22 protein-coding genes and 1 pseudogene are annotated in these 25,809 nt (G+C 67.6%); 17 read left to right on the top strand and 6 right to left on the bottom strand.

The genetic code is table 11. The features are described 5' to 3' along the window. Positions 1 to 89: 89 nt before the first annotated feature. A complete protein-coding gene (locus J0J10_RS22300; RefSeq protein ID WP_291649336.1) occupies positions 90 to 1,898 on the bottom strand; it encodes a glucan ABC transporter ATP-binding protein/ permease in 1,809 nt (602 codons plus the stop codon). Between the two features lie 239 nt (positions 1,899 to 2,137). Here J0J10_RS22300 and J0J10_RS22295 point away from each other — a divergent pair, with 239 nt between their 5' ends. Together J0J10_RS22295 and J0J10_RS22290 are read left to right on the top strand one after the other, a co-directional pair. Beyond that, positions 2,138 to 2,908 carry a motility protein A gene (locus J0J10_RS22295; protein WP_291640776.1) on the top strand — a complete coding sequence of 257 codons (771 nt, stop codon included), beginning with the start codon at positions 2,138 to 2,140 and terminating at the stop codon, positions 2,906 to 2,908. Between the two features lie 14 nt (positions 2,909 to 2,922). Beyond that, on the top strand, positions 2,923 to 3,747 hold the full coding sequence (locus J0J10_RS22290) for an OmpA/MotB family protein (protein ID WP_291649335.1): 825 nt from the start codon (positions 2,923 to 2,925) through the stop codon (positions 3,745 to 3,747). Positions 3,748 to 3,765: 18 nt separating this feature from the next. Here J0J10_RS22290 and J0J10_RS22285 read toward each other — a convergent pair whose 3' ends face one another. After that, a complete protein-coding gene (locus J0J10_RS22285; RefSeq protein WP_291649333.1) occupies positions 3,766 to 4,248 on the bottom strand; it encodes a CAP domain-containing protein in 483 nt (160 codons plus the stop codon). A gap of 43 nt (positions 4,249 to 4,291) precedes the next feature. Beyond that, positions 4,292 to 6,895 carry a DUF3772 domain-containing protein gene (locus J0J10_RS22280; protein WP_291649331.1) on the bottom strand — a complete coding sequence of 868 codons (2,604 nt, stop codon included), beginning with the start codon at positions 6,893 to 6,895 and terminating at the stop codon, positions 4,292 to 4,294. 441 nt (positions 6,896 to 7,336) lie between these two features. On the opposite strand from J0J10_RS22280, the gene J0J10_RS22275 reads away from it, so the two are divergent. From J0J10_RS22275 to J0J10_RS22240, 7 genes and pseudogenes are all read left to right on the top strand, one after another. Beyond that, positions 7,337 to 7,804 carry a (2Fe-2S)-binding protein gene (locus J0J10_RS22275; RefSeq protein ID WP_291640769.1) on the top strand — a complete coding sequence of 156 codons (468 nt, stop codon included), beginning with the start codon at positions 7,337 to 7,339 and terminating at the stop codon, positions 7,802 to 7,804. Between the two features lie 90 nt (positions 7,805 to 7,894). Beyond that, entirely contained in the window at positions 7,895 to 10,084 is a 2,190-nt protein-coding gene (locus J0J10_RS22270) for a xanthine dehydrogenase family protein molybdopterin-binding subunit (protein ID WP_291649330.1), read from the top strand. 116 nt (positions 10,085 to 10,200) lie between these two features. Next, positions 10,201 to 10,662 carry a sulfur oxidation c-type cytochrome SoxX gene (soxX, locus tag J0J10_RS22265; protein ID WP_291649314.1) on the top strand — a complete coding sequence of 154 codons (462 nt, stop codon included), beginning with the start codon at positions 10,201 to 10,203 and terminating at the stop codon, positions 10,660 to 10,662. Further along, a pseudogene (locus J0J10_RS22260) lies at positions 10,625 to 11,118 on the top strand (thiosulfate oxidation carrier protein SoxY). The gene soxX and the pseudogene J0J10_RS22260 overlap by 38 nt, the downstream one beginning before the upstream one ends. A gap of 4 nt (positions 11,119 to 11,122) precedes the next feature. Further along, positions 11,123 to 11,449 (top strand): thiosulfate oxidation carrier complex protein SoxZ, encoded by a 327-nt coding sequence (gene soxZ, locus J0J10_RS22250; protein WP_291649288.1) that lies wholly within the window; start codon positions 11,123 to 11,125, stop codon positions 11,447 to 11,449. Between the two features lie 7 nt (positions 11,450 to 11,456). Continuing rightward, entirely contained in the window at positions 11,457 to 12,215 is a 759-nt protein-coding gene (soxA, locus tag J0J10_RS22245) for a sulfur oxidation c-type cytochrome SoxA (RefSeq protein WP_291649280.1), read from the top strand. Between the two features lie 73 nt (positions 12,216 to 12,288). After that, positions 12,289 to 13,275: an alpha/beta hydrolase gene (locus J0J10_RS22240; protein WP_291649278.1), complete on the top strand. Its 987-nt coding sequence runs from the start codon at positions 12,289 to 12,291 to the stop codon at positions 13,273 to 13,275. Positions 13,276 to 13,280: 5 nt separating this feature from the next. Here the strand turns inward: J0J10_RS22240 and J0J10_RS22235 are convergent, their stop codons facing one another. Then, positions 13,281 to 14,399, bottom strand: a complete 1,119-nt coding sequence (locus J0J10_RS22235) for an ROK family protein (protein ID WP_291649276.1) — start codon at positions 14,397 to 14,399, stop codon at positions 13,281 to 13,283. Positions 14,400 to 14,602: 203 nt separating this feature from the next. Between J0J10_RS22235 and J0J10_RS22230 the strand changes: the two genes are divergently transcribed. From J0J10_RS22230 to J0J10_RS22215, 4 genes are all read left to right on the top strand, one after another. After that, positions 14,603 to 15,082: a DUF2938 domain-containing protein gene (locus J0J10_RS22230; RefSeq protein WP_291649273.1), complete on the top strand. Its 480-nt coding sequence runs from the start codon at positions 14,603 to 14,605 to the stop codon at positions 15,080 to 15,082. Positions 15,083 to 15,121: 39 nt separating this feature from the next. Next, positions 15,122 to 16,357, top strand: a complete 1,236-nt coding sequence (locus tag J0J10_RS22225; RefSeq protein WP_291649271.1) for a metal-dependent hydrolase family protein — start codon at positions 15,122 to 15,124, stop codon at positions 16,355 to 16,357. A 4-nt stretch (positions 16,358 to 16,361) separates the two neighbouring features. Next, the gene (locus tag J0J10_RS22220; RefSeq protein ID WP_291649264.1) at positions 16,362 to 17,099 is read left to right on the top strand and encodes a spermidine synthase; all 738 of its coding nucleotides are present in this window, start codon (positions 16,362 to 16,364) and stop codon (positions 17,097 to 17,099) included. Between the two features lie 72 nt (positions 17,100 to 17,171). Continuing rightward, on the top strand, positions 17,172 to 17,360 hold the full coding sequence (locus J0J10_RS22215; protein WP_291649263.1) for a DUF3008 family protein: 189 nt from the start codon (positions 17,172 to 17,174) through the stop codon (positions 17,358 to 17,360). 15 nt (positions 17,361 to 17,375) lie between these two features. Here the strand turns inward: J0J10_RS22215 and J0J10_RS22210 are convergent, their stop codons facing one another. Further along, on the bottom strand, positions 17,376 to 18,566 hold the full coding sequence (locus tag J0J10_RS22210; protein WP_291649262.1) for an MFS transporter: 1,191 nt from the start codon (positions 18,564 to 18,566) through the stop codon (positions 17,376 to 17,378). A 380-nt stretch (positions 18,567 to 18,946) separates the two neighbouring features. Between J0J10_RS22210 and J0J10_RS22205 the strand changes: the two genes are divergently transcribed. Next, positions 18,947 to 20,200, top strand: coding sequence for an MFS transporter (locus J0J10_RS22205; RefSeq protein ID WP_291640743.1), 1,254 nt, complete (start codon positions 18,947 to 18,949; stop codon positions 20,198 to 20,200). Positions 20,201 to 20,221: 21 nt separating this feature from the next. On the opposite strand, the gene J0J10_RS22200 is transcribed toward J0J10_RS22205, so the two are convergent. Beyond that, positions 20,222 to 20,596, bottom strand: a complete 375-nt coding sequence (locus J0J10_RS22200; RefSeq protein ID WP_291649261.1) for a hypothetical protein — start codon at positions 20,594 to 20,596, stop codon at positions 20,222 to 20,224. A gap of 324 nt (positions 20,597 to 20,920) precedes the next feature. Here J0J10_RS22200 and cas9 point away from each other — a divergent pair, with 324 nt between their 5' ends. Genes cas9 through cas2 form a run of 3 tightly spaced genes read left to right on the top strand, consistent with a single transcriptional unit; the run spans position 20,921 to position 25,518 of the window. Continuing rightward, positions 20,921 to 24,205, top strand: a complete 3,285-nt coding sequence (cas9, locus tag J0J10_RS22195) for a type II CRISPR RNA-guided endonuclease Cas9 (protein WP_291649260.1) — start codon at positions 20,921 to 20,923, stop codon at positions 24,203 to 24,205. 3 nt (positions 24,206 to 24,208) lie between these two features. Continuing rightward, positions 24,209 to 25,183: a type II CRISPR-associated endonuclease Cas1 gene (gene cas1, locus J0J10_RS22190; protein WP_291649259.1), complete on the top strand. Its 975-nt coding sequence runs from the start codon at positions 24,209 to 24,211 to the stop codon at positions 25,181 to 25,183. Further along, entirely contained in the window at positions 25,180 to 25,518 is a 339-nt protein-coding gene (gene cas2 / locus J0J10_RS22185; protein ID WP_291649258.1) for a CRISPR-associated endonuclease Cas2, read from the top strand. Before cas1 ends, cas2 begins: the two co-directional genes overlap by 4 nt. Positions 25,519 to 25,809 lie beyond the last annotated feature (291 nt).

Here is a 25,809-nt window from a genome sequence, read left to right as displayed (position 1 = left end):
GGAGCGGGCCTCGACCCGCGATATCGGGGACCATGCGGGCAATGGAGCGGCCGGTCGATTACCTCACAGGTAAGCGAAGCCGCCCTGGCTCACCCTTCGACGATGCCCTTGGCCGCAAGCGACGACTCCCGCGCCTCGGCGGGCTTGTCGGTCACGAGATACTGCGCCCGCGCCAGCGCCTCGAAGCGCCCGCCCTTGGCGACGAGTTCCTCGAAGGAGCCCATCTCGATCACCCTGCCCTGCTCGAAGACCAGGATGCGGTCGGCATTGCGGATCGTGGCGAGGCGGTGGGCGATGACGAAGGTGGTGCGGCCCTTCATCACCTCGTCGAGCGCCTTTTGCAGCTTCACTTCGGTCGCGGCGTCGAGGGCCGAGGTCGCCTCGTCGAGGATCAGGATCGGCGGGTTCTTGAGCAGCGCCCGGGCGATCGAGAGGCGCTGGCGCTCACCGCCGGAGAGGGTGCGGCCGCGCTCGCCGACGATGGTGTCGAGCCCGTCGGGCTGGCGCGCCATCACCTCCGTCGCCTGAGCGCGATCGAGCGCTTCCATCATCTCGGCATCGGTCGCGTCCGGCTTGCCGACGGTCAGGTTTTCGCGGATCGAGCGGGCGAACAGCATCGGCTCCTGGAAGACGACGCCGATGTTCCGGCGCAGCGAGAGCAGCGAGATCTCGCGGATATCCCGGCCATCGGCGAGGATCCGGCCCGATTGCGGATCGAAGGCCCGGTGCAGCAGGCCGAGCGTGGTCGATTTGCCCGAACCGGTCGATCCGACGATGGCGATCGTCTCGCCGGGCATGACCTCGAAGGAGACGTCGGCCACGGCTGCACGTTTGCCGTCATAGGAGAAGGAGACGTCGTCGAAGGTGATGCGGCCTTCGAGCCGGCCGGCATCGGGCGCGCCCGGCAGGTCGCGCACCGCCGGCAGCGTGTCGACCACCTCGAAGAACTCCCGCATCTTCGGCGCCTGCATGAAGATGAAGTTGACGAAGGCGACGATCTGCTCGAGCCGGCCGACCAGCATGGTGGCGAAGCCCATGAAGGTGACGATCTCGCCGACCGTGGTCTGCCCCTGCATCAGGAGCCAGGTGCCGACGACGAAGATCGAGAGCACGGTCAGCGTCGCCGAGGCGCGCGTTGCCACCGTCGCCACCGCCCACCAGGTCAGGACCGGGATCTGCGCTTCGAGCAGGCTGGTGATCGTCGAGCGCAGGCCGCGTACCTCGGCCTCGATCCGGGTGAAGCTCTGGATCACCGGGACGTTGCCGAGCGCGTCCGAAGCCCGCTCGGCGAGGCTCGAATGATAGCTCTCGACATTGCTCTGCAACTTGTCGGTCTTGCGCAGCACATAGGCCGTCAGCGAGCCGAACAGCACGACCAGGAAGATCAGCAGGAGCCCGAGCTGCCAGTTCTTCCAGAGCGTGAAGGGCAGCAGGATGAAGAGCGCGACGAAGCTCGCGCAATGCTCACGAAAGAAGGAGAGCCACAGCGCCCACATGCCGCTGGTGCCTTCCAGCATCACCTTGAGGACGCGGCCGGAATGGGTCTGCGTGTGATAGGCGAGCGGCAGCGTCAGCGCATGCTCGAAATAGTTCGCCATCACCGCGAGCCGCCGGCGATGCGCCAGACGATCGGCGAACAGCGCGACGAACACGCCCGCGGCGATGTTGAACAGGCCGAAGCCGACCCAGGCGGCGATCAGGAGGTTGATGTCGCTCCAGCTCGGCCGGTTGCCGGCGTTCTGGACGCTGGTCAGCTTGTCGATCAGCGCACCGAACAGCATCGGCTCAGCGAAAGCCGCCGCCGCCAGGGCGATATTGGCCAATGCCAGGATCAGCCCGAGGCGCCTCTCCGGACCGAGTTCGCCGAGCACGCGGGCATAGAGCGCAAACAGGGACATCGCAGGACCTTAGAGTACGGGCGCGAGCAGACGACACCGGTTGTGGTGAAAATCCGGCGCGAAATCAAACGGGCTCCATCGCGATTCGGCGAAACCGCCTTCAGATCCCTGCAGCGCCTGCCGGCATGAGGAGTTTCTCAACCTTAACGCTTCCTTCAACCCGCGCGCCCTATCGTTTGGAGCATGCGAGAGGCCGGGCGAGCAGCGTCGGCGGCGACGCGCATCAGGATAGCCTTTTCATGGATCTCGCAACCGGCGTCGGCATTATCGGTGGCATCGCGACGATCGTCTCGCTGATCTTGATCGATGGCGGCAATTTCGCCGCCTATTGGGACAAGCACGCCGCGATCATCATCTTCGGCGGGGCGTCGGCTGCCACCCTGCTGCGCTTCCCTTTCTCGGTAATCGCCAATGGCCTGCCCATGGGCATCCGCTTCGCCTTCACCATGCGCGCCATCCATCCGCGCGAGCTGATCGACGAGATCACCCGCGTCGCCGAGATCAACCGCAAGAGCGGCCCGGTGGCGCTGGAAAACGTCGAGGTCTCCGACCCGTTCCTGGCCCAGGGTCTGCGCTACATCGCCGACGGCTACGACAAGGATTTCATCCGCGACACGATGGAGCGCGACCGCGACAACTTCCTGCAGCGGCTCGACGAAGGCTCGAAGGTCTACCGCGCCATCGGCGACTGCGCCCCGGCCTGGGGCATGATCGGCACCATAATCGGCATGGTCACCATGTTCGCCAACATGTCCGACCCTTCCAGGCTCGGCCCGGCCATGGCGACCGCACTGCTGGCGACGCTCTACGGCGCCATGGTCGCCAACATGCTCACCCTGCCGATCGCCGACAAGCTGCACATCAAGCTCGAGGAGGAGGAGATCTCGCGCACGCTGATCATCGACGGCGTGCTGCAGATGCGCGACGCCAAGAGCCCGACCCTGGTGCGCGAAATGCTGCTGGCCTATCTGCCCGATCATCATCGGGCCGAAATGGCGCAAGCCAGCTGAAGGGCGGCTGAACGATGGCCAGGAAGAAGCGCGGCGGCCATGGCGGTCACGGCTGGTTCGTGACCTTCGCCGACCTGATGGCGCTGCTGATGGCCTTCTTCGTCATGGTCGCGGCCTATTCCAGCCAGGACAAGCAGAAGCTCCAGATCGTCGCCGGCTCGATGCGCGACGCCTTCGGCACGCAAAAGGACGTCCGCCTCGCCGGCATCGTCGAGGTCGACGGCATCCCGACCAAGACCCACATTAAGAATTCCTATGTCCGGCCGATCGAGGACGCTTCCGACAACACCGCACCCAACCACAACCAGCAGAAGGAAGACGGCCTGATCTCGGCGACGCATGATCGCGGCTTTGCGCTCGCCGCCGCCTCGCTGCGTCAGGCCCTGCGCGAGATGCCGGAGATCGGCGAGCTCTCGCGCAACATCCTCGTCGAGGTCTCGGAGACCGGCATCGACATCCAGCTCGTCGACCAGGACGGGCGCGCCATGTTCGACGAAGGCTCGACCCAGCCCAATGCCCGCATGCGCAAGCTGCTCGCTGCGATCGCCCCGACACTGCGCCGCATGCCCAACAAGATCGCGATCACCGGCCATACCGCGACGCCGCGGCCGGGCACATTCCTCCGCGGCAATCCCTGGGCACTCTCGGTCGGCCGCGCCTCGGCGGTACGCGAGATACTCGGCACTGCCGGCGTGCCCGACGAGCGCTTCGCCTCGGTCGCCGGCAAGGCCGACACCGAGCCGCTGATCAAGGACAATCCCTATCTGCCCTTCAACCGCCGCGTCGCCATCGTGCTGAAGGCGGACGCGCCGCCTTTGCCCAACGGCGCCAAGCCCTGACGCCTGCCCCGGCCGGGATCAGGGCGCGACGATCAGCGCCCAGTAGACCTGGTATTTCGAACCTGGCGCATAGGCCGAGGCGATGCCCATCCGGGTCGCGCCCGGCGCCTTCATGACGCGGTCGTGCTGGGGCGAATCGCGCCAGCCGGAAAAGGCCTCTGCCAGCCGCCGGTAGCCGGCCGAGAGATTGGCCTCGGCTCCGGACTGGCCGGCGCGCGCCAGACGTGCCTTGACCGCTTCGGCCTGCGCCGGCTTGTCGGCCGCCGCCATCGCCTTCGCCTCCTGCTCGGCCGCCTGCATCAGCTCCGGATCGAGCTTCAGCGTGGCGAGGCCGGCATTCAGGCGATAGGCCGAGATCGTCGCGCGCGCCGCCTCCGCATCGACGCGCGCCGAGGGCGAGCCGAGATCGCGATAGAAGGCCGGCTGGGTCCGTACCGGCTCGATGCAGCCGGCGATGTTGAACAGCGCCAGGGCGCCGGCCAGCGCGGCAGGGCAGCTCATTGCGCGCCCACGGGCGGGACGAGCGGAAAACGAAAGCATCGCATCATTCCTTGTTGTCGTCCTTGCCTGCGGCCTCGTCCTTGCCGGCCTCCGGCGCAGAGCCGTTCCTGGTGGGAGCTGCTTCCTCGGCCTCGTCCGCTGCGACTTCGTTCGCCGCGCGGGACCGGCTCGCCTTGACTTTGCTCGCCCCCTTCCGCGCGGGAGCCTTGCGCTCGCCGGCGACGGCGGTCGCGATGCTGCCGAGCGACTCCTCGATGCCCTCCAGCCCCTTCACCGTCAACTCGGCGGCCGCTGCGGGCTTCTCGAGCTCGGCGAGGCGCTTGTGGATGACGTAGTTGAGATCGCTGGTGACGCGGCCGACCTGGTCGACGTCACCGACCACGCAGATCAGGTCGAAATCCAGGGTCGTCGGGGCGATCTTCTTGAACAGCACGTTCGGCGGCGGCTTCTTCAGCACGTCGCCATGCTCGGTGCCGGCGTCCGCCAGCAGGGAACGCACCTCGGTCGGATCGAATGTGCGCGGCACGCTGATCGAGATTAGCACGCGCCCCGTGCGGTCGGAGCGGACACGGTTGCGCACCACGCCGGAGACCAGGTTCGAGTTCGGCACGACGACCGTGGAGCGGTCGAAGGTCTCGATCTCGGTCGAGCGCACATTGATCCGCTTGACGATGCCCTCGGCGTCGCCGACCAGCACCTGGTCGCCGACCCGGATCGGCCGCTCCCAGAGCAGGATCAGCCCCGAAACGAAGTTCGACACCACCGATTGCAGGCCGAAACCGATACCGACGGAGAGCGCCGAGGCGACCAGCGTCAGCCGCTCCAGGCTGAAGCCGAGCGTCGAGACCGCGAGCGCTACGGCAGCTGCATAGCCGAGATAGCCGGCGGCGGTGGTGATCGAATTGCGCAGGCCGGTGTCGAGCTTGGTCGTCGGCAGGAACTTGTCGTTGAGCCAGCCCTGCAGCGAGCGCGTCGCGGCGAGACCGAGCGCGAACATCGCGGCGGCGACGAAGATCGAAGACAGCGAGACGGTGACGCCACCGACCTGGAAACCGAAGAACGCCGCCCGCAGCGAGGTCAGCAGATCGGTCGATTCCAGCCCCCAGGGCGCCAGGACCAGCATGATCGTCACGACGATCAGCACGATCTTGAGCACGCCGGTGAGCACCACCGCGAATTTCTGCAAAGTGGCGGCGCGCAGGCCGACGCCCGTCCGCAGGGTCAGCGCGAAGCGCCCCTCGCCGGTCAGGAGATTGCCGATGCCGAGTTCGATCAGTTGCATCAGCAGCACGAAGAGGCCGGCGAGGATCCCGAGCCAGAGCACCTGCTCGGTCAGGAAGGTGGCGAGCACGACATAGCCGAGCAGCACCGCCAGGATGATGGCGACGCCGACCACCCAGGACAGGATGCGCACCGGACCGAGACTGGCCCCGTCGACCGGAACATAAGGGCCGAGGCAGGCTTCCTGCTCGATCTCGTCATTGTCGCGCAGCCGGTAGAGGCCGACGACCAGCGTCAGCGCAAAAAGCGCGGCGAGGACGCTGCGCACGATGATCGACAGCGTCAGACCGGCGGCGATCGCCTGCAGCCAGGCTTCGAGAACCTTGCCGCTCGCCATGACGATGGCGAGCCAGCCGGCCATCCAGACCACGGTGCGCGCGGTCGATTCCATCACGCTGACCAGCCGGCGCTGCGGCTCCCCCGGGGCGAACAGCGCGTCGGCCAGTGCCTGGACGAAGGCGAAGAGCGCGAGCCCGTAGACGATGGCGAGGATCACCGGCTGGATGCGGGGCGGCAGCAGGCCGGCCGTGTTGAGCGCGGCATAGATCAGCCAGCTCGCCAGCGCCGGCGGCGCCGAACGGGCGAACAGGCGGATGATCGCGCCATAAAGGCAACGGACCTCGCTGTCGGTCTCATGCGCTGCGAGACGATTGCTCAACCGCGGCAGATAGCGCGCACGGGCAATATAGAGGCCGATCGCGCCGATGAAGCCGAGCAGCACGAGCACCCCGCGTGGGCTCAGCAGCGCGGCGCTGAAAACCGAGAGCCAATCACCCAAGACGAGATGCGAGGCGCGGAGATCCGACGGCAGGGTCGTGACCGTCGCGGCCCAGGTTTCCGGGCTCAGCGGCGAGGGGCCGGGTGCGAACAGCATCTTGGCGAAGCGCTCGCGCCTGAGGTCGCTGATCGCCGTCTGCAGCTGCTCGGCCTGAAGCTGGGTCGCCCGGGCGAGCTTGAGCGACTCGTCGGCCTCGGAGAACCCCTTTTCGCGTGCATCGCGCTCCTTGGCGACTTCAGCGGCTTCCGGCGGCGCCTTGGCGTCCGGCTTCGGCCCGAGCTGCTCGAGCCGCGCCCTCGCCTGCTCGAAGCGCGGTGCCTGTTCCTCGGTCAGGGCGCGGATCTGGTCGAGCAGGGGCTGCAGGCGCAGCCTCTGCCGCTGCAGCTCGGCATCGGAGGCATTGGGATTGCCCAGCGCCGACTCGATCTGGGTCAGCTCGCCCCTGATCGAATCGACTCTGGCGCGCGCGGCCGCCGGGTCGGCCGGCTGGGCCAGTACCGAGAGCGGCAGCAGCAGGAAGAGCCCGAACATGGCGGCGCCGAGTCGGCCGCCCAGAACGGCGAAGGCGTTACGGGCTTTCGACGTCACTGGCATTCCGATCTCGCCGGGCTGATTCGCGTCCTTGCGCAGCCTCGCCACCGCTGCGCGGCGAAATCAAGCATGCCGGAGAAAAGCGGTTGCGGGCGGGCTTCGCGGCGACGCCGCGCCGGCCGGCAAGGTTCGGAGAAGGACATCACATTCCCGTGAAAACGAGCCGGATACTGCGGTCACGCAGCGCCATTTCGGCAAGAAACCGGACAGCATGATGGCGGAACCTCGTCGCTGCGGCGGCTTCGCGCTCCGGCCACGGCGTTACCCCGCCCCCGCGAGACCGTGATCGCCGCCATGCCGCAGAGGTACTGGCGCTCCCGCGCCAACTCGGTTTGTATTTCATCCAATATAAATCTGGCCCGGAGCGGCCGGAACGACCGAACGGCGAGGCGCGCTGGCTCTCTCGCCAGCTCTGGAATCGAAACCGGGAGGTTTGCGATGGCTAAGCTCAACATCAACGGCAAGACGATCGATGTGGAGGTCGACGGCGACACGCCGCTACTCTGGGTCATACGCGAGCAAATCGGCCTGACCGGCACGAAATATGGCTGCGGCGTCGCTCAATGCGGCGCCTGCACCGTGCATGTCGACGGTGTCGCCACGCGCTCCTGCTCCATGCCGGTGAGCGCCGTCACGGCCGAGCAGAAGATCGTCACCATCGAGGGGCTGTCGCCCGATGGCAGCCATCCGCTGCAGAAGGCCTGGATCGAGCACGACGTGCCGCAATGCGGCTTCTGCCAGAGCGGCATGATCATGGCCGCCGCAGCCATGCTCCAGGCCAATCCCAAGCCGTCGGAAGCCGATATCGCGGCCGAGATGACCAATATCTGCCGCTGCGGCACCTATAACCGCGTCAAGGCCGCCATCCAGCAGGTCGCCGCCGGCGGCGAGCTCGGCCGCGGCTGAACCCTGTTTCCCTTCACAGCGCCGGGCTCGATCGCGATCCGCCGAATGGCCGCTCGCCTCGCCCACGCCGACCAGAATCTGGAGGACGCCATGACATCCGCCTCTGCCGTCGAGATGAAGCTCTCCCGCCGCAGCCTGCTTGCCGGCTCGGCCGCCACCGCCGGTGCCTTCAGCTTCGGCTTTTCCGTGCCCTTCGCCGACGAGGCGCTGGCCCAGGGCGCAACGCCCGAAATCAACGCCTGGGTCGTCGTCCAGCCCGACGACAAGGTGGTGATCCGCATCGCCCGCTCCGAAATGGGCCAGGGCACGCTCACCGGCCTCGCCCAGCTCGTCGCCGAGGAGCTGGAATGCGACTGGGCCAAGGTGACGACCGAATATCCCACGCCCGGCCAGAACCTCGCGCGCAACCGCGTCTGGGGCAATTTCTCGACCGGCGGCAGCCGCGGCATCCGTGAATCCCACGACTATGTCCGCAAGGGCGGCGCGGCCGCGCGGATCATGCTGGTCCAGGCCGCTGCCGCCGAATGGAAGGTCCCCGCCGCCGAATGCAGCGTCGCCAAGGGGGTGATCACCCATAAGGCGTCTGGCCGTTCGCTGCGCTATGGCGAGGTCGCGGCCGCCGCCGCCAAGCTCTCGCCGCCGAGCGAGGTGCCACTGAAGGATCCGAAGGACTGGACCATCGCCGGCAAGCCGCTGAGACGGCTCGACACCGCCGACAAGACCAACGGCAAGAAGATCTACGGCATGGACTTCAAGCTGCCGGGGATGCTCAACGCCGCGATCAAGGACTGCCCGGTCTTCGGCGGCAAGGTGAAGAGCTTCGACGCCGCCAAGATCAAGGACATGCCCGGCGTGAAGCATGTCGTGCCGGTCGGCGACAGCGCCGTCGCGGTCGTCGCCGACACCTGGTGGCGCGCCAAGACCGCGCTCGACGCGCTGCCCATCGTCTGGGACGAGGGCGAGCACGCCAAGGTCTCGAGCGAGAGCATCGCCGCCTGGCTGAAGGAGGGGCTCGACGCGCCGCAGGCAGCCGTCGGCAACCAGGTCGGCGACGTCAAGGCGGCGATCGCCGGCGCGGCGCGGACGATCGAGCAGGTCTATTCCTATCCGTTCCAGAACCATGCCTGCATGGAGGTGATGAACGCGACCGCACTCTATACGCCGGAGCGCTGCGAAGTATGGACGCCGACCCAGAACGGCGAGGCAGCACTCGCCGCGACCGCCGAGGCCTCTGGCCTGCCGCTGGCGAAATGCGAGGCCTACAAGATCGATCTCGGCGGCGGCTTCGGCCGGCGCGGCGCGGTGCATGACTGGATCCGCCAGGTCGTCGCGATTGCCAAGCAGATCCCGGGCACGCCGGTAAAGCTGATCTGGTCGCGCGAGGAGGACATGCTGCATGGCCGCTTCCATCCGGTGACCCAGTGCAAGCTGACAGGTGCGCTCGACAAGGACGGCAACCTGACCGGCCTGCACATGCGTATTTCCGGACAGTCGATCGTCGCCGGCATCTTCCCGCAGAACATCCAGAACGGCCGCGACCCCGCCGTCTTCCAGGGCCTCAACCCGCCGGGACCGGAAGCCTCGATCGGCTACACCATCCCGAACCTCCTGATCGACCACGCCATGCGCAATCCGCATGTGCCGCCGGGCTTCTGGCGTGGGGTCAACCTCAACCAGAACACGATCTATCTCGAATGCTTCATCGACGAGCTCGCCCATGCCACCGGCAAGGACCCGCTCGAATTCCGTCGCGCGCTGATGAAGAGCCATCCCAAGCACCTCGCCGTGCTCAACGCGGTGGCCGAAAAGGCCGGCTGGGGCACGAAGGCGCCCGAAGGCGTTTATCGCGGCATCTGCCAGACCATGGGCTTCGGCTCCTATGTCGCGGCGGTCGCCGAGGTCTCGGTCAGCCCCGAGGGCAAGCTCAAGGTCCACAAGATCACTGCCGCGACCGATCCAGGCCATGCCGTGAACCCGGCGCAGATCGAGCGCCAGGTCGAGGGCTCCTTCGTCTACGGCCTCTCCGCCGCGCTGTTCGGCGAATGCACCGTCAAGGACGGGCGCATCGTCGAGGAGAATTTCGACAGCTATCCGGTGATGCGGCTGGAGGACATGCCGGCGGTCGAGACGGTGATCGTGCCCTCGGGCGGCTTCTGGGGCGGCGTCGGCGAGCCGACCATCGCGGTCGCGGCGCCGGCCGTGCTGAACGCGATCTTCGCCGCCACCGGCAAGCGGGTGCGGTCCATGCCGCTCCGCCACGCCGATCTGCGCAAGGCGTGAGGTTGCGCGACACTGCGAGAGGCAAGTTGCCTTTCGCGAAAATACGAGATCATCCCGGCCGGAGCGAAGCGAAGAGCCGGGATCCATGCCGGAACGCTGACCTGAAAAGCTCAGGCATGGATCCCGGGTCGACCTGCAGTCGCCCGGGACAACTGGCGCTTGTTCTGGCAACGCTTCTCGCTACTCCCGCAGGCGCCCTCGAAGCCTACACCATCGCCGGCGACGCGATCCCGGCGCCGCTCGGAGGCGAGATCGGCGATCCAGCGCGCGGCCGGGCGCTGGTGCTCGACCGCACGCGCGGCAACTGCCTGATCTGCCACCGGGTGCCGGTGCCGGACGAGCCTTTCCAGGGGACGATCGGCCCGCCACTCGCCGGCGTCGGCGCAAGGCTTACTGCCGGCCAGTTGCGGCTGCGCCTGGTCGACACCAGCCTGCTCAACCCGGAAACCGTGATGCCGCCCTATTTCCGCACCGAAGGATTACGAGACGTCGCCCCGCAATTTCGCGGTCTGCCGGCCCTCAACGCCCAGGAGATCGAGGATGTCGTCGCCTATCTCGTCAGCCTGCGCACGCCCTGAAGCCCGCCCCTCGCGCCGCGAGGTGATGGCGGCCGGCGCCGCCGGCTTCGCGCTGGCCATCTCGCCCGCAGCAGCTTATGCCGCCGCGCCTCCCACCCTCGCCGAGCTGATCGGGCGTATCACCGAGGGAGCCGTCCCGGCTCGCGGCGGCATCGTCTTCGACATCCCGCAGCTGGTCGAGAACGGCAATTCGGTCGATGTCGCGATCCAGGTCGAATCTCCGATGACCGAGAGCGACCATGTCCGCTGGATCCATGTCATCGCCGAGAAGAACCCTTATCCCGACATGGCGGCTTCCATCTCGGTCCTCGCAGCGGCAGGGCCGACATCCGCGCCACCCTGCGTCTCGCCACCTCGCAAAAGGTCGTGGCGATCGCCGCGCTGAGCAGCGGCGGCTATGTCATGGCCGACGCCGATATCGTCGTGACGCTCAGCGCCTGCATCGACGGAGGCTGATGTCATGTCGACGTTCAACGCCCGCATCACCATGCCCGCCGAGGCCAAGGCCGGCGAGATCATCGAGATCCGGGTGCTCGTCCGCCATCCCATGGATCGCGGCGGGCAGGTCGACGCGGAGGGCCGCATCGTGCCGCGCAAGATCCTCAACCGCCTCACCGTGACCTATGCCGGCGAACCGGTCTTCCGCTTCGACATGCATACCGGCATCTCGGCCAACCCCTTCGTCAGCTTCACCACCCGGGCCGTCGAAACCGGAGACCTGCTTTTCGAATGGCGCGAGGATGGCGGGGTGGTCTTCACACGCACCGCGCGCCTCGTCGTGACATGAGCAGCCAGTGACGACACGCGCGGCACTGTTCATCGGCTTGTCGCTCGCTGCGACTATGGTCTCAGCCCAGGAGATCAAACCGGGCAGCGCCTTCCTCTCGCCGGAGATGCTCCGGCAGCAATCCGACGAGGCCCGCAATCCCGGCTTCCTCTGGGTCGAGCAGGGCGGGGAACTCTTCAGCCGGCGCAGCGGCGGGGCGCCGGCCTGCATCGCCTGCCATGCCGGTCCGGAGCGAAGCCTGAAGGGCGCCGCGACCCGCTATCCGCAGGTCGATGCCGCCAGCGGCAAGCTGCTCAATCTCGAAGGGCGCATCGAGCAATGCCGCACGCAACGCCAGAACGAGCCGGCCTTCGGCTATGAAAGCCCTGAACTGCTGGGGCTCACCGCCTATGTCGCCTCGTTCTCGCGCGGCCTGCCCATGGCCGTCGCGACCGAAGGGGCGGCCAAGCCCTATCTCGAAGCCGGCAAGGCCTTCTATGAGCGCCGGCAGGGCCAGCTCAACCTCTCCTGCCGGCAATGCCATGACGGTCTCGTCGGCGAAAAGCTGCGCGGCGACACGATCAGCCATGGCATCGGCACCGGCTATCCCGCCTATCGCCTCGAATGGAACGGCGTCGGCTCGCTGCACCGGCGCCTGCGCGCCTGCTCGCTCGGCGTCCGCGCCACGCAGTTCGACTATGGCGCCCCGGACTATCTCGCGCTGGAACTCTATCTCGCCGCGCGCGCCAAGGGGCTGCCCTTGGAGAGCCCCGGCCTGCGACGCTGATCAGCCGGATTGGCTTGGCCCGGCGGGCCGAGCCCGCCACGATGGCGGCACATTCCTGTCGGAGATGCGGCGGATGCTGCGCCTGTCTGCCCTGTTCGTCCTGCTGATCTGCGCCACCCCCGCGCTCGCGCAGCCGGTCGCGGAACCGCAGGCTCCGGTCGTCGCGGCTGGCCCTGCCGCAAATCCCGCCGCCGCAACTGCCGCTGCGCCGCCGCTCGCTGCGAACCCCGCCCCCTTCGTCCTCAAGGACAACGAGGTCAGGACGATCCGCGCCAAGACGCTGCAGCGCGATTACGAGATCTATGTCGCCCTGCCGCCATCCTACCATTCTTCGCCGCGGCGGCGCTTCCCGGTGCTGTTCGTCAGCGACGGCGACTATTCCTTCCCGCTGGTCCGCAGCATCGCCCAGCGCGTCGGCAACCGCGCCCAGGGGCTGGAGGAGTTCATCCTCGTCGGCCTCTCCTATGCGATCGGCGATACCAGGCAATACAGCCGGCGGCGCGACTATACGCCGACGCCGAACGGCGAGAAGACGAGGGACGAATCCGGCCGCCCGCCGCTCTTCGGCGAGGCGGAAGGCTATCGCCGCTTCCTCGCCGACGAGCTGATGCCCTTCGTCGCCGCGACCTATCGTACCGACACCACCCGCAGCATCTATGCCGGCCACTCCTATGGCGGCCTGTTCGGCGTCCACATCCTTCTGACCGAGCCGAAGATGTTCTCGCACTACATTCTCGGCAGCCCCTCGCTTTGGTTCGACCAGAAGGTGATGTTCGCCCGCGAGAAGGCCTATGCCGACGCCAACAAGGATCTGAAGGCGAATGTGCTGATGGCGATCGCCTCCTATGAGACGATCAACAAGGCCTCCAACGACCCGCGCTTCAGCCGCAACCTAGACATGATCGCCGACATGCAGGACTTCGAGAAGGCGCTGCGATCGCGCGAATATCCCGGCCTGTCGCTGACCAGCGAGATCATCCCCGGCGAGGACCACCTCACCGTCTTCCCGGCGGTGATCACGCGCGGGCTGCTGTGGGCGCTGCCGGCGAAGCGGGATTGAAGCACTCAAGCCTTCTTGCCCTTACCCGCTTTCTCCATCTCGTCCGTGTCCTTATCCTTGTCCTTCGGCTTCTGCCGGTTGCGGTAGCTCGCATTGCCGAGCCCGGTGCCGATGGTCAGCACAGCCCAGTTCTCGACATCCTGCATGAACGGCATTTCGCTGAGCCCCTGCACCACGGCGTCGTTATGCATCACCACCACGGTCTCGTGCTCGCCGATCTCCGGCGCCATCTCGCGGATGCTCTCGACCAGGTTGAAGCGGCTGCTCGACCAGTTGCCCGGCAGGTTCTGCGCCCCGCGATCGATCGCGCCATCGGCCTCGATCAGCCCGGGACAGCCGACACCGATGAAGGGCGCGACGCGCAAGCCCTCCTTCCCGGCGTGCCTGATCTGCTCGCGCAGCATCTTGCCGAGCCGGCTCACCGCCTCCTCGCGACTTGGCTCCTCGTCGGCATGACGCCAGAGCTCGGTTTCCCAGACCCGTGCCTTGCTGAGATCGTGCGCCTTATCCTGGCGCAGCTCGACAATGCCGGCCCGGATGTTCGAGCCGCCGATATCGACGGCGACCAGGCTGTCATAGGCCTCGAAGATCCATTTCGGCGCGAGATGGGCGCTGCCGACCAGACCGGCCTCGTCCGGATGGTGCCGGACCGGCACGAGCTCGATCGCATGCCCCTCCGATTGCAGGAGGATGCCGGCACGGGCGATGGCGAGCTCGCCGACGCGGCTCTGGCGAAAGCCACCGCCGACCACGATGCGCTCGACCGGAGCCCAGGCCTTCTGCCGTAGGAAGCGACGAATCACGAAGGACAGCGACTGGGCGAAGCGCTCGACCGCGGAGAGCACCAGCGCAGCTTCGCGTGCCTCGCCCTTGCTGATCAGTTCGTCGAGCTCGGACTTGCTCGGAGCCGCGTCGGCGTCGCCGAGCGGATCCTCGCCATTCTCGGCGAGATGGCCGCGCAATTCGGCGAGATGGTCCATGAAGGCGCCGCGGCTCGCCTTGTCGCCGATGAAGCCGTCACCGTCGCGGATTTCGAGATTATAGCTGGTGACGGTGACCGAGGGCAGTTCCTGCGCACCATGCCCACCCTTTGTGCCCGCCTTCGCCGCCGTTGCAACCGCCATCGTTCGCTCCCCTGCCGTCGCCGAGGAAACGAACGGTGCCGCCCGAGGTTCCGGCTGCGACCGATGGCCCATGCCCGGCGCATGCCGCCCCTGCGCCTGCAAGGGGGATAAGGTCGCCCTTTCCGTTGACCTCGTCCCCCGCTTTCCCCTCCATAAGACTCGCTTGGGGACGCGGCCTTCGGGACCGCTGGGAGGGGTGAAGCATGCTTGAATTTCTCGGCCGCGCGATCGTGATCGGCGTCGGCGCTACCGCCATTCTCGACCTCTGGGCCCTGCTGCTCAACCGCACACTCGGCATCCCGCTCGCCAATTGGGCGATGGTCGGGCGCTGGTTCGCGCATCTGCCGCGGGGGCGCTTCATGCACGACCCGATCTCGGCCTCGGAGCCGGTTTCCGGCGAACTCTCGATCGGCTGGATCATGCACTATCTCGTCGGCGTGCTCTTCGCCGCCGTGCTGCTGCTGATCTGGGGCATCGGCTGGGCCAAGGCGCCGACATTGATCCCGGCGCTGATCGTCGGCATCGTCACCGTCGGCTGCGGCTGGTTCATCCTGCAGCCCGGCATGGGCTTCGGCGTCGCCGCCTCGAAGCGGCCGAACCCCGGCCAGATTCGGCTTATCGGCCTCGTCAACCACGTCGTCTTCGGCCTCGGCCTCTATCTCACCGCGCTGTTGACGCGCTGACCGCCGCCTTCGCCCGCACTCGCTCCAAGGACCGCCATCATGGCCGCGACCCTGTTCCAGAACGCCCGCATCGTCGACGGAACCGCGCCCGAGCGCGGCGAGCCGGTCAACGTTCTCGTCGAGGACGGGCTGATCCGCGAGGTCGGCAGGTCCTTGCGCGCCGACAAGGCCAGGGCGATCGACCTCAAGGGCCGCACCCTGATGCCCGGGCTGATCGACGCCCATGTCCATGTCATCGCCGGCCTCGCCGATCTCGGCCGCAATGCGGCGCTGCCGGACTCGCTCGTCACGGTGCGCTCGCTGGTGATCATGCGCGAGATGCTGCTGCGCGGCTTCACCACGGTGCGCGATGTCGGCGGGGCCGATTTTGGCCTGAAGCAGGCGACCGAGGAGAGTGATTTCCCGACGCCGCGCCTCGTCATCTCCGGCAAGGCTCTGAGCCAGACCGGCGGCCATGCCGATTTTCGCGGGCGCTATGACGACCGCACGGCGCCCGGAACCCGCCATCGCCTCGGCGCGCTCGGCCGCATCTGTGATGGCGAGGCGGAGGTGCGCCGCGCCGCCCGCGAGGAGCTGAAGGGCGGCGCCGACTTCATCAAGATCATGGCCAATGGCGGCTGCGCCTCGCCGACCGACCCGATCCATTTCCTCGGCTTCTCGGTCGGCGAATTGCAGGCCGTGGTCGAGGAGGCCCGCATGGCCGGCACCTATGTCTCCGCCCATGTCTATACCGACGAGGCAATACGCCGCTGCGTCGAGGCCGGCGTCCATTCGCTCGAGCATTGCAACCTGATCCAGGCCGAGACCGCGAAGCTCGCCGCCAGGAACGGCGCCGTCGCAGTGCCCACCCTCGTCACCTATGACAAGCTCGCCAGCGAGGGCGGCAAGCTCGGCTTCCCACCCGACTCGGTCGCCAAGGTCGAGAGTGTCCGCGCCGCCGGCATGGAGTCGCTCGCGATCATGAAATCGGCCGGCCTGCCCATGGCCTATGGCAGCGACCTGCTCGGCGAGATGCACCGGCACCAGTCGGAGGAGTTCGTCATTCGCGGCCGCGCCCTGCCCGCCCATGAGGTGATCGGCGCCGCCACCCATGTCGCGGCGAAACTGCTGAAGCGCGAAGGCAGGATCGGCATGATCGCGCCCGGCGCCCATGCCGACCTCGTCGTCGTCGATGGCGATCCACTGAAGGATCTGGCGCTGCTGACCCGCCAGGGCCGGCACATGCCTGTGATCATGAAGGCCGGGGCCTTCGTCAAACGGACGCGACTGGACTGAAGCGATGGCGCATTGGACACAGCTCGACGCCGCCCCGATCCCGGGCGGCGGCACGCTGAAACTGCTGCAGCGCGGCGATAGCGAGTTCTCGATCACGCTCGGCCATAACGAGTTGATGAATTCACGGCTGCGCGGCTCGGAGGAAGCGCTGGCGACGCTCGCCGCCGAGCGCCTCGGCCAGCGCGCCCGGCCGCGCTTCCTGATCGGCGGGCTCGGCATGGGCTTCACCTTGCGCGCCGCCCTCGCCGTGCTGCCGGCCGATGCCGAGATCATCGTCGCCGAATTGATCCCGCAGGTCGTCGCCTGGGCCCGCGGCCCGCTCGCTGCGATCTTCGCTGGCTGCCTCGACGATCCCCGCGTCAGTATCCGCGAGGCCGATGTCGCCTCGCTGATCCGTGCCGGCAAGTCCGGCTATGACGCGATCCTGCTCGACGTCGACAACGGCCCCGATGGCTTGATGGTCGAGGCCAATGACCGGCTCTATGATTTCGCCGGGCTCGCCGCCGCCAAATCCGCCCTGCGCAAGGGCGGCGTGCTCGCCATCTGGTCGGCGGGACCGGACCGCGCCTTCACCGAGCGCCTGCGCATGAGCGGATTTGCGGTCGAGGAGAAGAAGGTCCGCGCCAATGCCTCCGGCGGCGGCGCCCGGCATGTGATCTGGCTGGCGACGGCGGCAGCCGCCGATCGCGACCGGGGCCCGCCCGAAAGTACCTCCTCCCGGCGCGGTCCGCGCCGGCGCTGAAACCTGCCGGAACCATCGCGCCGCCCTCCGGTTGATCGGGCATCCCCGCCCATTCGGAGAAGGAGGCCAGCCATGCCTGCGAAATCCAAGGCGCAGCAGAAGGCGGCCGGAATGGCCCTGGCCGCCGAGCGGGGCGAGATCCCCAGGAGCGATCTCAAGGGCGCCTCGAAAGCGATGGAAGGGTCGATGACCGAGAAAGAGCTCGAGGAGTTCGCCTCGACCAAGCACGAGGGCAAGCCGGAGCATGTCGCCAAGCGCTGAGCCGACAGCGCCGCTTCAGGGATGAACCTCGCCTTTCGGCAGCCGGACCCCGAGCAGCATCAGGAAGGCGACGAGCGCGAGCCCGCTCGTCAGCCAGATCGCCTGCACGCCCCAGCGGTCGAGCGCCAGCCCGAACAGCAGCGGTGCGGCGGCCTGCAAGGCTCGCCCGGGACCGCCGATCAGCCCTTGCGTCAAGCCGTAGCCGGCCGGCCCGAACAGCGCGAGCGGCAAGGTCCCCTTGGCGATGGTCAGAACGCCGTTGCCGGCCCCGTGCAGGAAGGCGAAGGCATAGGCCCCGGGCGCGCCGAGCGCCAGCAGAACGCCGGCGCCGAGGGGATGCGTCAGCGTCGCCAGCCTTGCCGAGATCAAGGGATGCAGCTGCCGCATCAGCGTGAACTCGGCGAGCCGGGCGGCAACCTGGGCCGGCCCGATCAGCGCACCTGCGGCGACCGCCACCGCCGTCGTCGCCCCGGCCGCCTCGAGCAGCCGTGGCAGATGCGCCGCCATCGCCGTGCTGTTGAACCAGGTGATGGCGAACACCAGCGCCAGCAGCACCATGACCCAGCGCGATTTGCGGGCCTCCGCCCGGTCGCCGTCCTGCCCCGTCTTCACCGCAGCCGCAGGGGCGGAAATGGCTATATGGCCTGACGGCAGCAAGCAATTGAGCGGCAGCGCCAGAAAGAGATGCAGCCCGGCCCAGCCAAGGCAGGCACCGCGCCAGCCGATCTGCGCCTCCATCAGCGCCGATAACGGCCAGCCGATCGTGCTGGCGAAGCCGGCGATCAGGGTGATGCCGGTGATCGGCGAGCGTGCCTCCCGGCCATAGATGCAGGCGAGCGCGGCGAAGGCCGCCTCATAGAGCCCGATCCCCATGCCGAGCCCCATGGCGAGCCAGCCGGTCCAGAGCAGGACCGTCCCCTGCGCCAAGGCGAGGCAGGCGAGCCCGGCGGCGAAGATGAGATTGGAGCCGATCAGGACACCGCGCCCGCCGCGCCGGTCGATCACCGCTCCGCCCCAGGGGCCGATGACCGCCGACACCACCAGCGCCGCCGAAAAAGCGGCGAAAATCTCGACCGGGCTGGTCGAAAGATCGCGCGCCATCGGCGTCGCCAGCACTGCCGGCAAATAATAGCTCGATGCCCAGGCCACGGTCTGGGCGGTTCCGAGCGCGAGAACGGTCGCAGTGGTCGAACGTGGCGCGGCCATCAGCTTCGGCGGCTCTTCGTCCATGCCGGTGCGGAAACGCCCCTGTTCACAGTCTCCGACAAGTCCCGCTCCCTGGCCCGCTCGCGGCCTCGCCTCTCACCGCACTGAAGCCGCCCCTCGGCGCAAACCGCAAGGGCGCGCCGGTGAAAGGCGCTCCGCCCGCGGCTGCGCCCAGCGCATGACGGCGATGCCGCCACTCGGCCGGTCGGCATGCTCAGTTCCGCCAAAATTTGGGGGCTTATCCGGACGGACATGCTATTCCTGCCGGCAGCTACTGTGGCCGGCAATCGATTTCGCGAGAACGCCGTGTTGACCCAGAATTCGTTCTCGCCCCGCCGCCCCGCTTCGCGGCAGTTCGCCTGCACGGAATCGACCCGGCCGTGAGCGACGTCTCGAAACCGCAAACCGGCTCGGTCGCGGCGCTCGGCGCCATCGTCACCGGCGCGCTGATCCTGCAGGTCGCGAGCACGATCATGAACACGGTCGTGCCGCTGCGCATGGCCCTGGAGGAGCAGCCGCTGCTGCTGATCGGCCTGGTCGGCTCGGCCTATTCGGTTGGCTTCCTGCTCGGCTGCTTCTGGATTCCGGCGCTGATCCGGCGCGTCGGCCATATTCGCGGCTTTGCGGTGTTCGCCTCGCTGCAGGCGGCGCTGACGCTCAGCTTTCCGGTCCTGCCGGTCGAATGGTGGAGCCTGACGCGCTTCGTCATGGGCGTCGCGGCGGCCGGCCACAGCATCTGCATCGAGAGCTGGATCAGCGGCCAGGCCCGCTCGAGCCATCGCGGCCGGATCTTCGGCATCTACCAGATTCTGAACCGGCTGGCCCTGATCGGCTCGCAGGTCGGCATCGGCTATGTCGCGATCCAGACCCATGACGTCTTCCTGATCGCCAGCGTCGCCTTCTCGATCGCGCTGATTCCGGTGAGCCTTACCCGGGCGAAGGGCCCGGAATCGGCCGAACTGGTCTCGGTCCGCCTCAAGACGCTCTGGCAGCAGGCCCCGGCCGCCGTGATCGGCTGCCTCTATGTCGGCCTGGTCAGCGGGCCGCTGACCAATGTCGTTCCGGCCTATGGCATCCTGATCGGGCTCGGCCAGCAGCGCGCGCTCCTGCTGACCGCGGTGATCCAGCTCGGCGCGCTCCTGCTGCAATGGCCGATCGGCTGGCTCGCCGACCGGGTCGACAGCCGTCGCGTCCTGCTCGGTGCCACCGCGGCGACCGCCCTGTCCGCTGCAACGCTCGGCGCGCTTTTCCTGTCAGGCACGACGCAGCGCGACTGGTGGCTCTACGGCCTGTTCGCGCTCACCGGCGGCTGCAGCGTGCCGCTCTATACGGTGGCGGTGACCCACGCCTATTTCCGGCTCGGCCGCGACCAGGCCGTCGGCCTCTCGGCAGGGCTGCTCTTCCTGTGGAGCGTCGGGGCGACGATCGGCCCGCTGGTCGCGACCGCCGTGATGCAGATCGTCGGGCCGCAAGGTCTGCTGCTCTATATCGGCGTGCTCTCGCTGGCGGTCGCGAGCTATTTCGCGATGCGCATCCTGACCAATCCGATCGCGCCGGAGGCCGCCGCGGCCCGCACGCCCGCCGAGACCTCGCTCCCCGATCTCGGGCCGCGCCCCCGCCAAAGCGAACTCTGAGCCTTTTCGCGCGAAAATGCTTCAGGCCAAGCAGTCGCGGCCACCCCTGCGCGATGCGGCCGCCGCGCCTTCAGGCAGGCTCTCGCGAATCCTGCGCTTCACCTCCTCGATGTCGTGGCAGCGCCCGAATCCGGCCGCGGCAGCCCGGCGCTTTCCGGACATCGCCCAATGCCAGCGAGGCGAGCCGCGCGGCGCGTATTTGTCGTGCGTGATGACGGCGATCCGCTCGCCGCCTTCGGCCTCGACATGAAACAAATGGTCGATCTCCGGCCAGGTTCGCCGAATCCGCATCTCAACCGCCCTCATCCAGCTCCGATTCCAGAATGTTCTTATTTTGTTCTTGTCAAAAGTGCAAGCAAACGCCTCGCGCGACCATGGTTCGAACGGGTCGTGCATCCCAGCTCTGCGCTGGCCGGTTCATGGCCCGGCCATGAAAATCACCACCACCGGATGGTAGAAACAAAAAAGGCGACGCCGGAGCGCCGCCCTTATCTGGTGCAGACATGACTGCTTGTTAACAGCCAGACCGCGATCTCTGAAGTCTTTAAGATACAGCGGAATGCCCAACAGTCAATTACGTCCCCACAAGAAGAAATCTTGCGCCGCCTGAGAGTTTCTTGACGACGCGCCGAACCGGTGACTACCCTCGGCTTAGGCGCAACTCCCAACGCAATCCCTGATTGCGACAGCCAGGCGGAAGCGCCACGCTGGGGGCAGGATATGCGTTGGCGTCTGGGGGCCGATCTCGGCACGAATTCACTCGGCTGGGCGGTTATCCGCCTCGACGACCAGGGCGCTCCGGAAGGTGTCGAGGCCGCCGGCTCCCGCATCTTCTCCGATGGGCGCGAGCCAAAATCGGGGGCATCTTTGGCGGGCGGACGCCGCGACGCCCGCGCCATGCGGCGCCGACGCGACCGCTTCAAGCAGCGCCAGGCGGCCCTGCTCAAATATCTGACGCTGGCCGGCTTTTTCCCCGCAGATGACGAGACCCGCCGGGCCCTTGCCGCGCTCGATCCCTATGAATTGCGGACGCGGGCGCTGGACGAAGCCTTGCCGCCAGCCCATCTCGGCCGAGCGCTGTTCCACCTGAACCAGCGGCGCGGCTTCAAGTCGAATCGCAAGACCGACCGCGGCCGCAACGACGATGCCGGGATGATCAGGATCGGCGTCGCCCGGCTGCACGAGCAGATGGCGCAAGCGGACGCGAGGACGTTCGGCGAGTTCCTGCACAAGCGCCGGGCAGGCGCCGCCGATCCCAACGCGATCCCGCATGTGCGGACCCGGATCGTCGCCCCCGATGCCGAGGCGGGCAAGGCCGGCGAGGTCTATGATTTCTATCCCGACCGGCAGACGCTGGAAGAGGAGTTCGCTGCGATCTGGCAGGCGCAGGCGCTGCATCACCCCGCCGTGCTGACACCCGAAAGGCGCGAGCAGTTCTACGAGATCATCTTCCATCAGCGCCCGCTGAGGGAACCGAAGATCGGCTTCTGCACCTTGCTGCCACCGGAACCGCGCCTGCCCAAGGCGCATCCGCTGTTCCAGCGTCGGCGCCTGCTGGAAGAGCTCAACGCGTTGAGGATCGTGCTGCCTGGGGCGGAAGCACGCCCGCTCGACAGGCCGCAGCGCGACGCCCTGCTCTCGAAGCTCGGGCAGAGGAAGACGGTCACCTATGAATCGCTGCGCAAGGGGTTGAAGCTCGATCCCGATGCCCGCTTCAACAAGGAGAGCGAGAACCGCAAGGAGATGAAGGGCGACGAGGTCGCCGCCGAGATGGCCCATAAGAGCCGCCTCGGCCCGGCCTGGCTCGGCATCAAGCCCGAGGCGCAATGGCCGGTGATCGAGCGCCTGCTGACGCTCGAAAGCGATGCCGAGATCACCGAATTCGAGGATTGGCTGCAGCAGACCCACGGACTCTCCGGCGAGCAGGCCGCGAACGTCACCGGCGCACGCCTGCCCGAGGGCTATGGCCGCTTCGGCGAGACCGCGACGAAGGCACTGATCGCCGAGCTGGAGAAAGAGGTCGTCGTCTACAGCGAGGCGGTGCAGCGCGCCGGGCTCGGCCATCATTCCGATCTGCGCGATGGGCGGATCTGGCAGGACGACAAGGGCAATCCCGCCCTGCCCTATTACGGCGCGGTACTGGAGCGCCACATCCTGCCCGGCACCGCCGATCCCGATGAGCAGGACGAGGCGCTGCGCACGGGACGGCTGACCAACCCGACCGTGCATATCGGCCTCAACCAGCTGCGCCGCGTCGTCAACGCACTGATCCGCCGTTTTGGACCGCCGCAGGAGATCGCGATCGAGCTCGCCCGCGAGCTCAAGCTCGACGAGGAGCGCAAGCGCGAGATCAATGTCGAGAACAGGAAGAATCGCGAGGCGGCCGAGCAGCGCTCGCGGAAGCTCCAGGAGATCGGACAGGCCGACAAGGGCGGCAACCGGGCGCTGCTCAAGCTCTGGGAGGAGCTCAACCGCGACAATGTGCTCGACCGGCGCTGCGTCTATAGCGGCCGGCAGATCTCGCTCGACATGCTGTTCTCGGGCGCGGTCGAAATCGATCACATCCTGCCCTTCAGCGCCACGCTCGACGATTCCAACGGCAATCGCGTCCTCTGCCTGCGCGAGGTCAACCGCATCAAGCGCAAGCGCACGCCCTTCGAGGCCCGGGCCGATCTGCGCGCCCATTTCGGCCCGGATGCCGACTGGGAAGCGATCGCCGCCCGCGCCGCACGCCTGCCCAGGGAGAAGCGCTGGCGCTTCGAACCGGAGGCGCTCGGCCGCTTCGATGCGCAGGGCGGCTTCCTCGCCCGCCACCTCATCGACACCCAGCATCTTTCGCGGCTGGCGCGGGAATATCTTTCGGCGCTCTACCCCGAGACCGGCCAGGGCTCGAGCCATGTCTGGGTCTCGCCCGGGCGATTGACCGAGATGTTGCGGCGCAATTGGGGGCTCAACCATCATCTGCCGGACCACAATCTCGCCGGCGGCGCCAGCCAGCCGAAGAACCGCCGGGACCACCGCCATCACGCGATCGACGCCATCGTCGTCGCGGTGACCGATCGCGCCATGCTCAATCGCATCGCCCGCGAGGCCGGCAGCCAGGGCCATGAGGCCGCCGACCGGCTCGTCGCCGGCATCCCCGACCCCTGGCAAGGCTTCTCGGAGGCGGTAGGCGAAGCAGTGCGCGCCATCACCGTGAGCCATCGCCCGGACCATGGCAGCGCGAGCAAGGCCGGACGTCCGGCGAATCGCGATACGACGGCCGGGCGCCTGCACAACGAGACAGCCTATGGCCTCACCGGCGAGAAGGATGCGCGCGGGCTCGACATCGTCGTCACGCGCAAGCCGCTCTCGGCATTCAAGAAACCGGCCGATCTCGACGCGATCCGCGACGAGGATCTGAAACAGAAGCTGAAGGACTGGACCGCCGGCAGGGAGGGGGCGGCCTTCGAGCAGGCAATGCGCAGCTTCGGCCATCCCGAGCGCGGACCGCGCTCCTATCCAGGGCTACGCCGCATCCGCGTCGTCGAGCCGCTCTCCGTCATCCCGATCCGCAACCGGGAGGGGCGCGCCTACAAGGCCTATAAGGGCGACTCCAATTACCGCTTCGATGTCTGGGAATTGAAGACCGGCAGGTGGAAGGACGAGGTCGTCTCGATGTTCGAAGCACACCAGCCGGGTTGGAGCTCGCCGATCCGCGCCGACAACCCGACGGCGCGCAAGGTCCTCTCGCTCCAGCAGAACGACGTCGTCGCGATCGAGCGCGACGGTGAGCGCGAGCTGATGCGCGTCGTCAAGTTCTCCGCCGGTTCGCTCGTGCTGGCACCGCCGCAGGAAGCCGGCAGCCTGAAAGCCCGCGACGCCGACAAGGACGACCCGTTCCGCTATGTCTACGGCTCGCCCAGCTCGCTGCAGCGCTGGAAGGCGCGACAGGTCCGCATCGACGAGCTCGGCCGCATCCACGACCCGGGTTTTCCGGCTCGCAAGCCCCGTCCGAAGGGCTAGGGCATGGAGCGGGTCGTCGACATCGCCAGCGACGGCCGCCACCTCTCCGCCCTGCGCGGCTTCCTCCTCGTCAGCGAGGACAGGCAGGAGATCGGCCGCGTCCCGCTCGACGACATCGCGGCGGTGATCGTGCATGCGCATGGCGTCACCTGGAGCACCAATCTCGCCGTCGCCCTGGCCGAGCGCGGCGTGCCGCTGGTGCTGTGCGGGCAGAACCATGCACCGGTCGGCGTCCTGCTTCCGCTCGACGGCCATCATGGGCAGAATGCGCGCATGCGGGCGCAATGGGCAGCCGGCCGCCCGCTCGCCAAGCAGCTCTGGAGCCGGATCATCGTGGCCAAGCTGCGCTGGCAGGCCGCCATTCTCGCGGCGCATGGCAAGGAGCGCGCCGCGCTCGACATGCTCGTCCGCAAGGTGCGCTCGGGCGATCCCGACAATATCGAGGCGCAGGCGGCGCGGCGCTACTGGCCCTTGCTGATGAGGCCGGGCTTCCGCCGCGAGCGCGATGCGCAGGACATCAACGGGCCCCTGAACTATGGCTATACCATCCTGCGCTCGCTGGTCGCCCGGTCGGTGGTCGCGGCAGGCCTGCATCCCTCGATCGGCATCCATCACGCCAATCGCGGCAATGCCTTCGCGCTCGCCGACGATCTCGTCGAGCCCTTCCGGCCCCTGGTCGACGCGCTGGCGCTGCGCCTTGCCGCAAAAGGCTTCGACAAGGTCGACCCGGCCACGAAGCGGGCGTTCGCAGGACTGATCGCAGTCAATCTCTCGGGCGCGGACGGTGTCACCACGGTGACCGTGGCGGCCCAGCGCCTGGCGCAGTCGCTGGCGCGCACCTTCGAGACGAACGACGCCTCGGCACTGGTGACGCCCTTGCCACCAACGCCGATCGAGATCGCGGGCCTCGACCGGCTGATTCCCGAGTCGGAGCCCAAGCCCTCCTCGACCATGCCCGCGGCGGAACGCCCGCCATGACGCTCACCCAGCTCAGCGGTTACCGGCTCATGTGGATCTTCGTGATGTTCGACCTGCCCGTGACCAGCAAAGTCGAGAGCCGCGCAGCGACCAAGTTTCGCGAATATCTGCTCGACGAGGGTTTCGAGAAGAGCCAGTTCTCGGTCTATGCCCGCTTCTGCAACGGCAAGGAGCAGTTCGAGGCCTATCTGCGGCGGATCGAGGCGCATCTGCCCGCACGCGGCGACGTGCATATCCTGACATTCACCGACCGGCAGTATGAGAATATCGTCAGGTTCTCGGGCCAGCGCCGGAAACGCAGCCGGAAAAATCCGGATCAACTCGCGCTATTCTGAGCGGAAACATGCAGAAAAAACATCCCATCACCGCCCCTATCCTCTTTCTTTACAAGGGGATAGGGGCTGATGGAGATTAGCGTTTCAGAGATCGCGGTCCAGCGGCAACGGTCCTTTCCCTGCAACCGCACGGCGTTCAAGATTAGAGCCTCGGACGTTTAATCGGATGCATATCCGGCATGTCTGAAGAGGTTTCTGGATTCGGCCGGGGTGACGAGGTTGCAGATGTCTCCGGCGGCCTGCCAGAGCGCGTCGAAGGTTCTAGCCGCAGAGCGCCTGAGATGGGCCTTG

Source organism: Allobosea sp. (assembly GCF_017308075.1).
In the GTDB taxonomy this organism is placed as follows: Bacteria; Pseudomonadota; Alphaproteobacteria; order Rhizobiales; family Beijerinckiaceae; genus Allobosea.
This window is presented reverse-complemented; position numbering and strand designations above follow the sequence as displayed.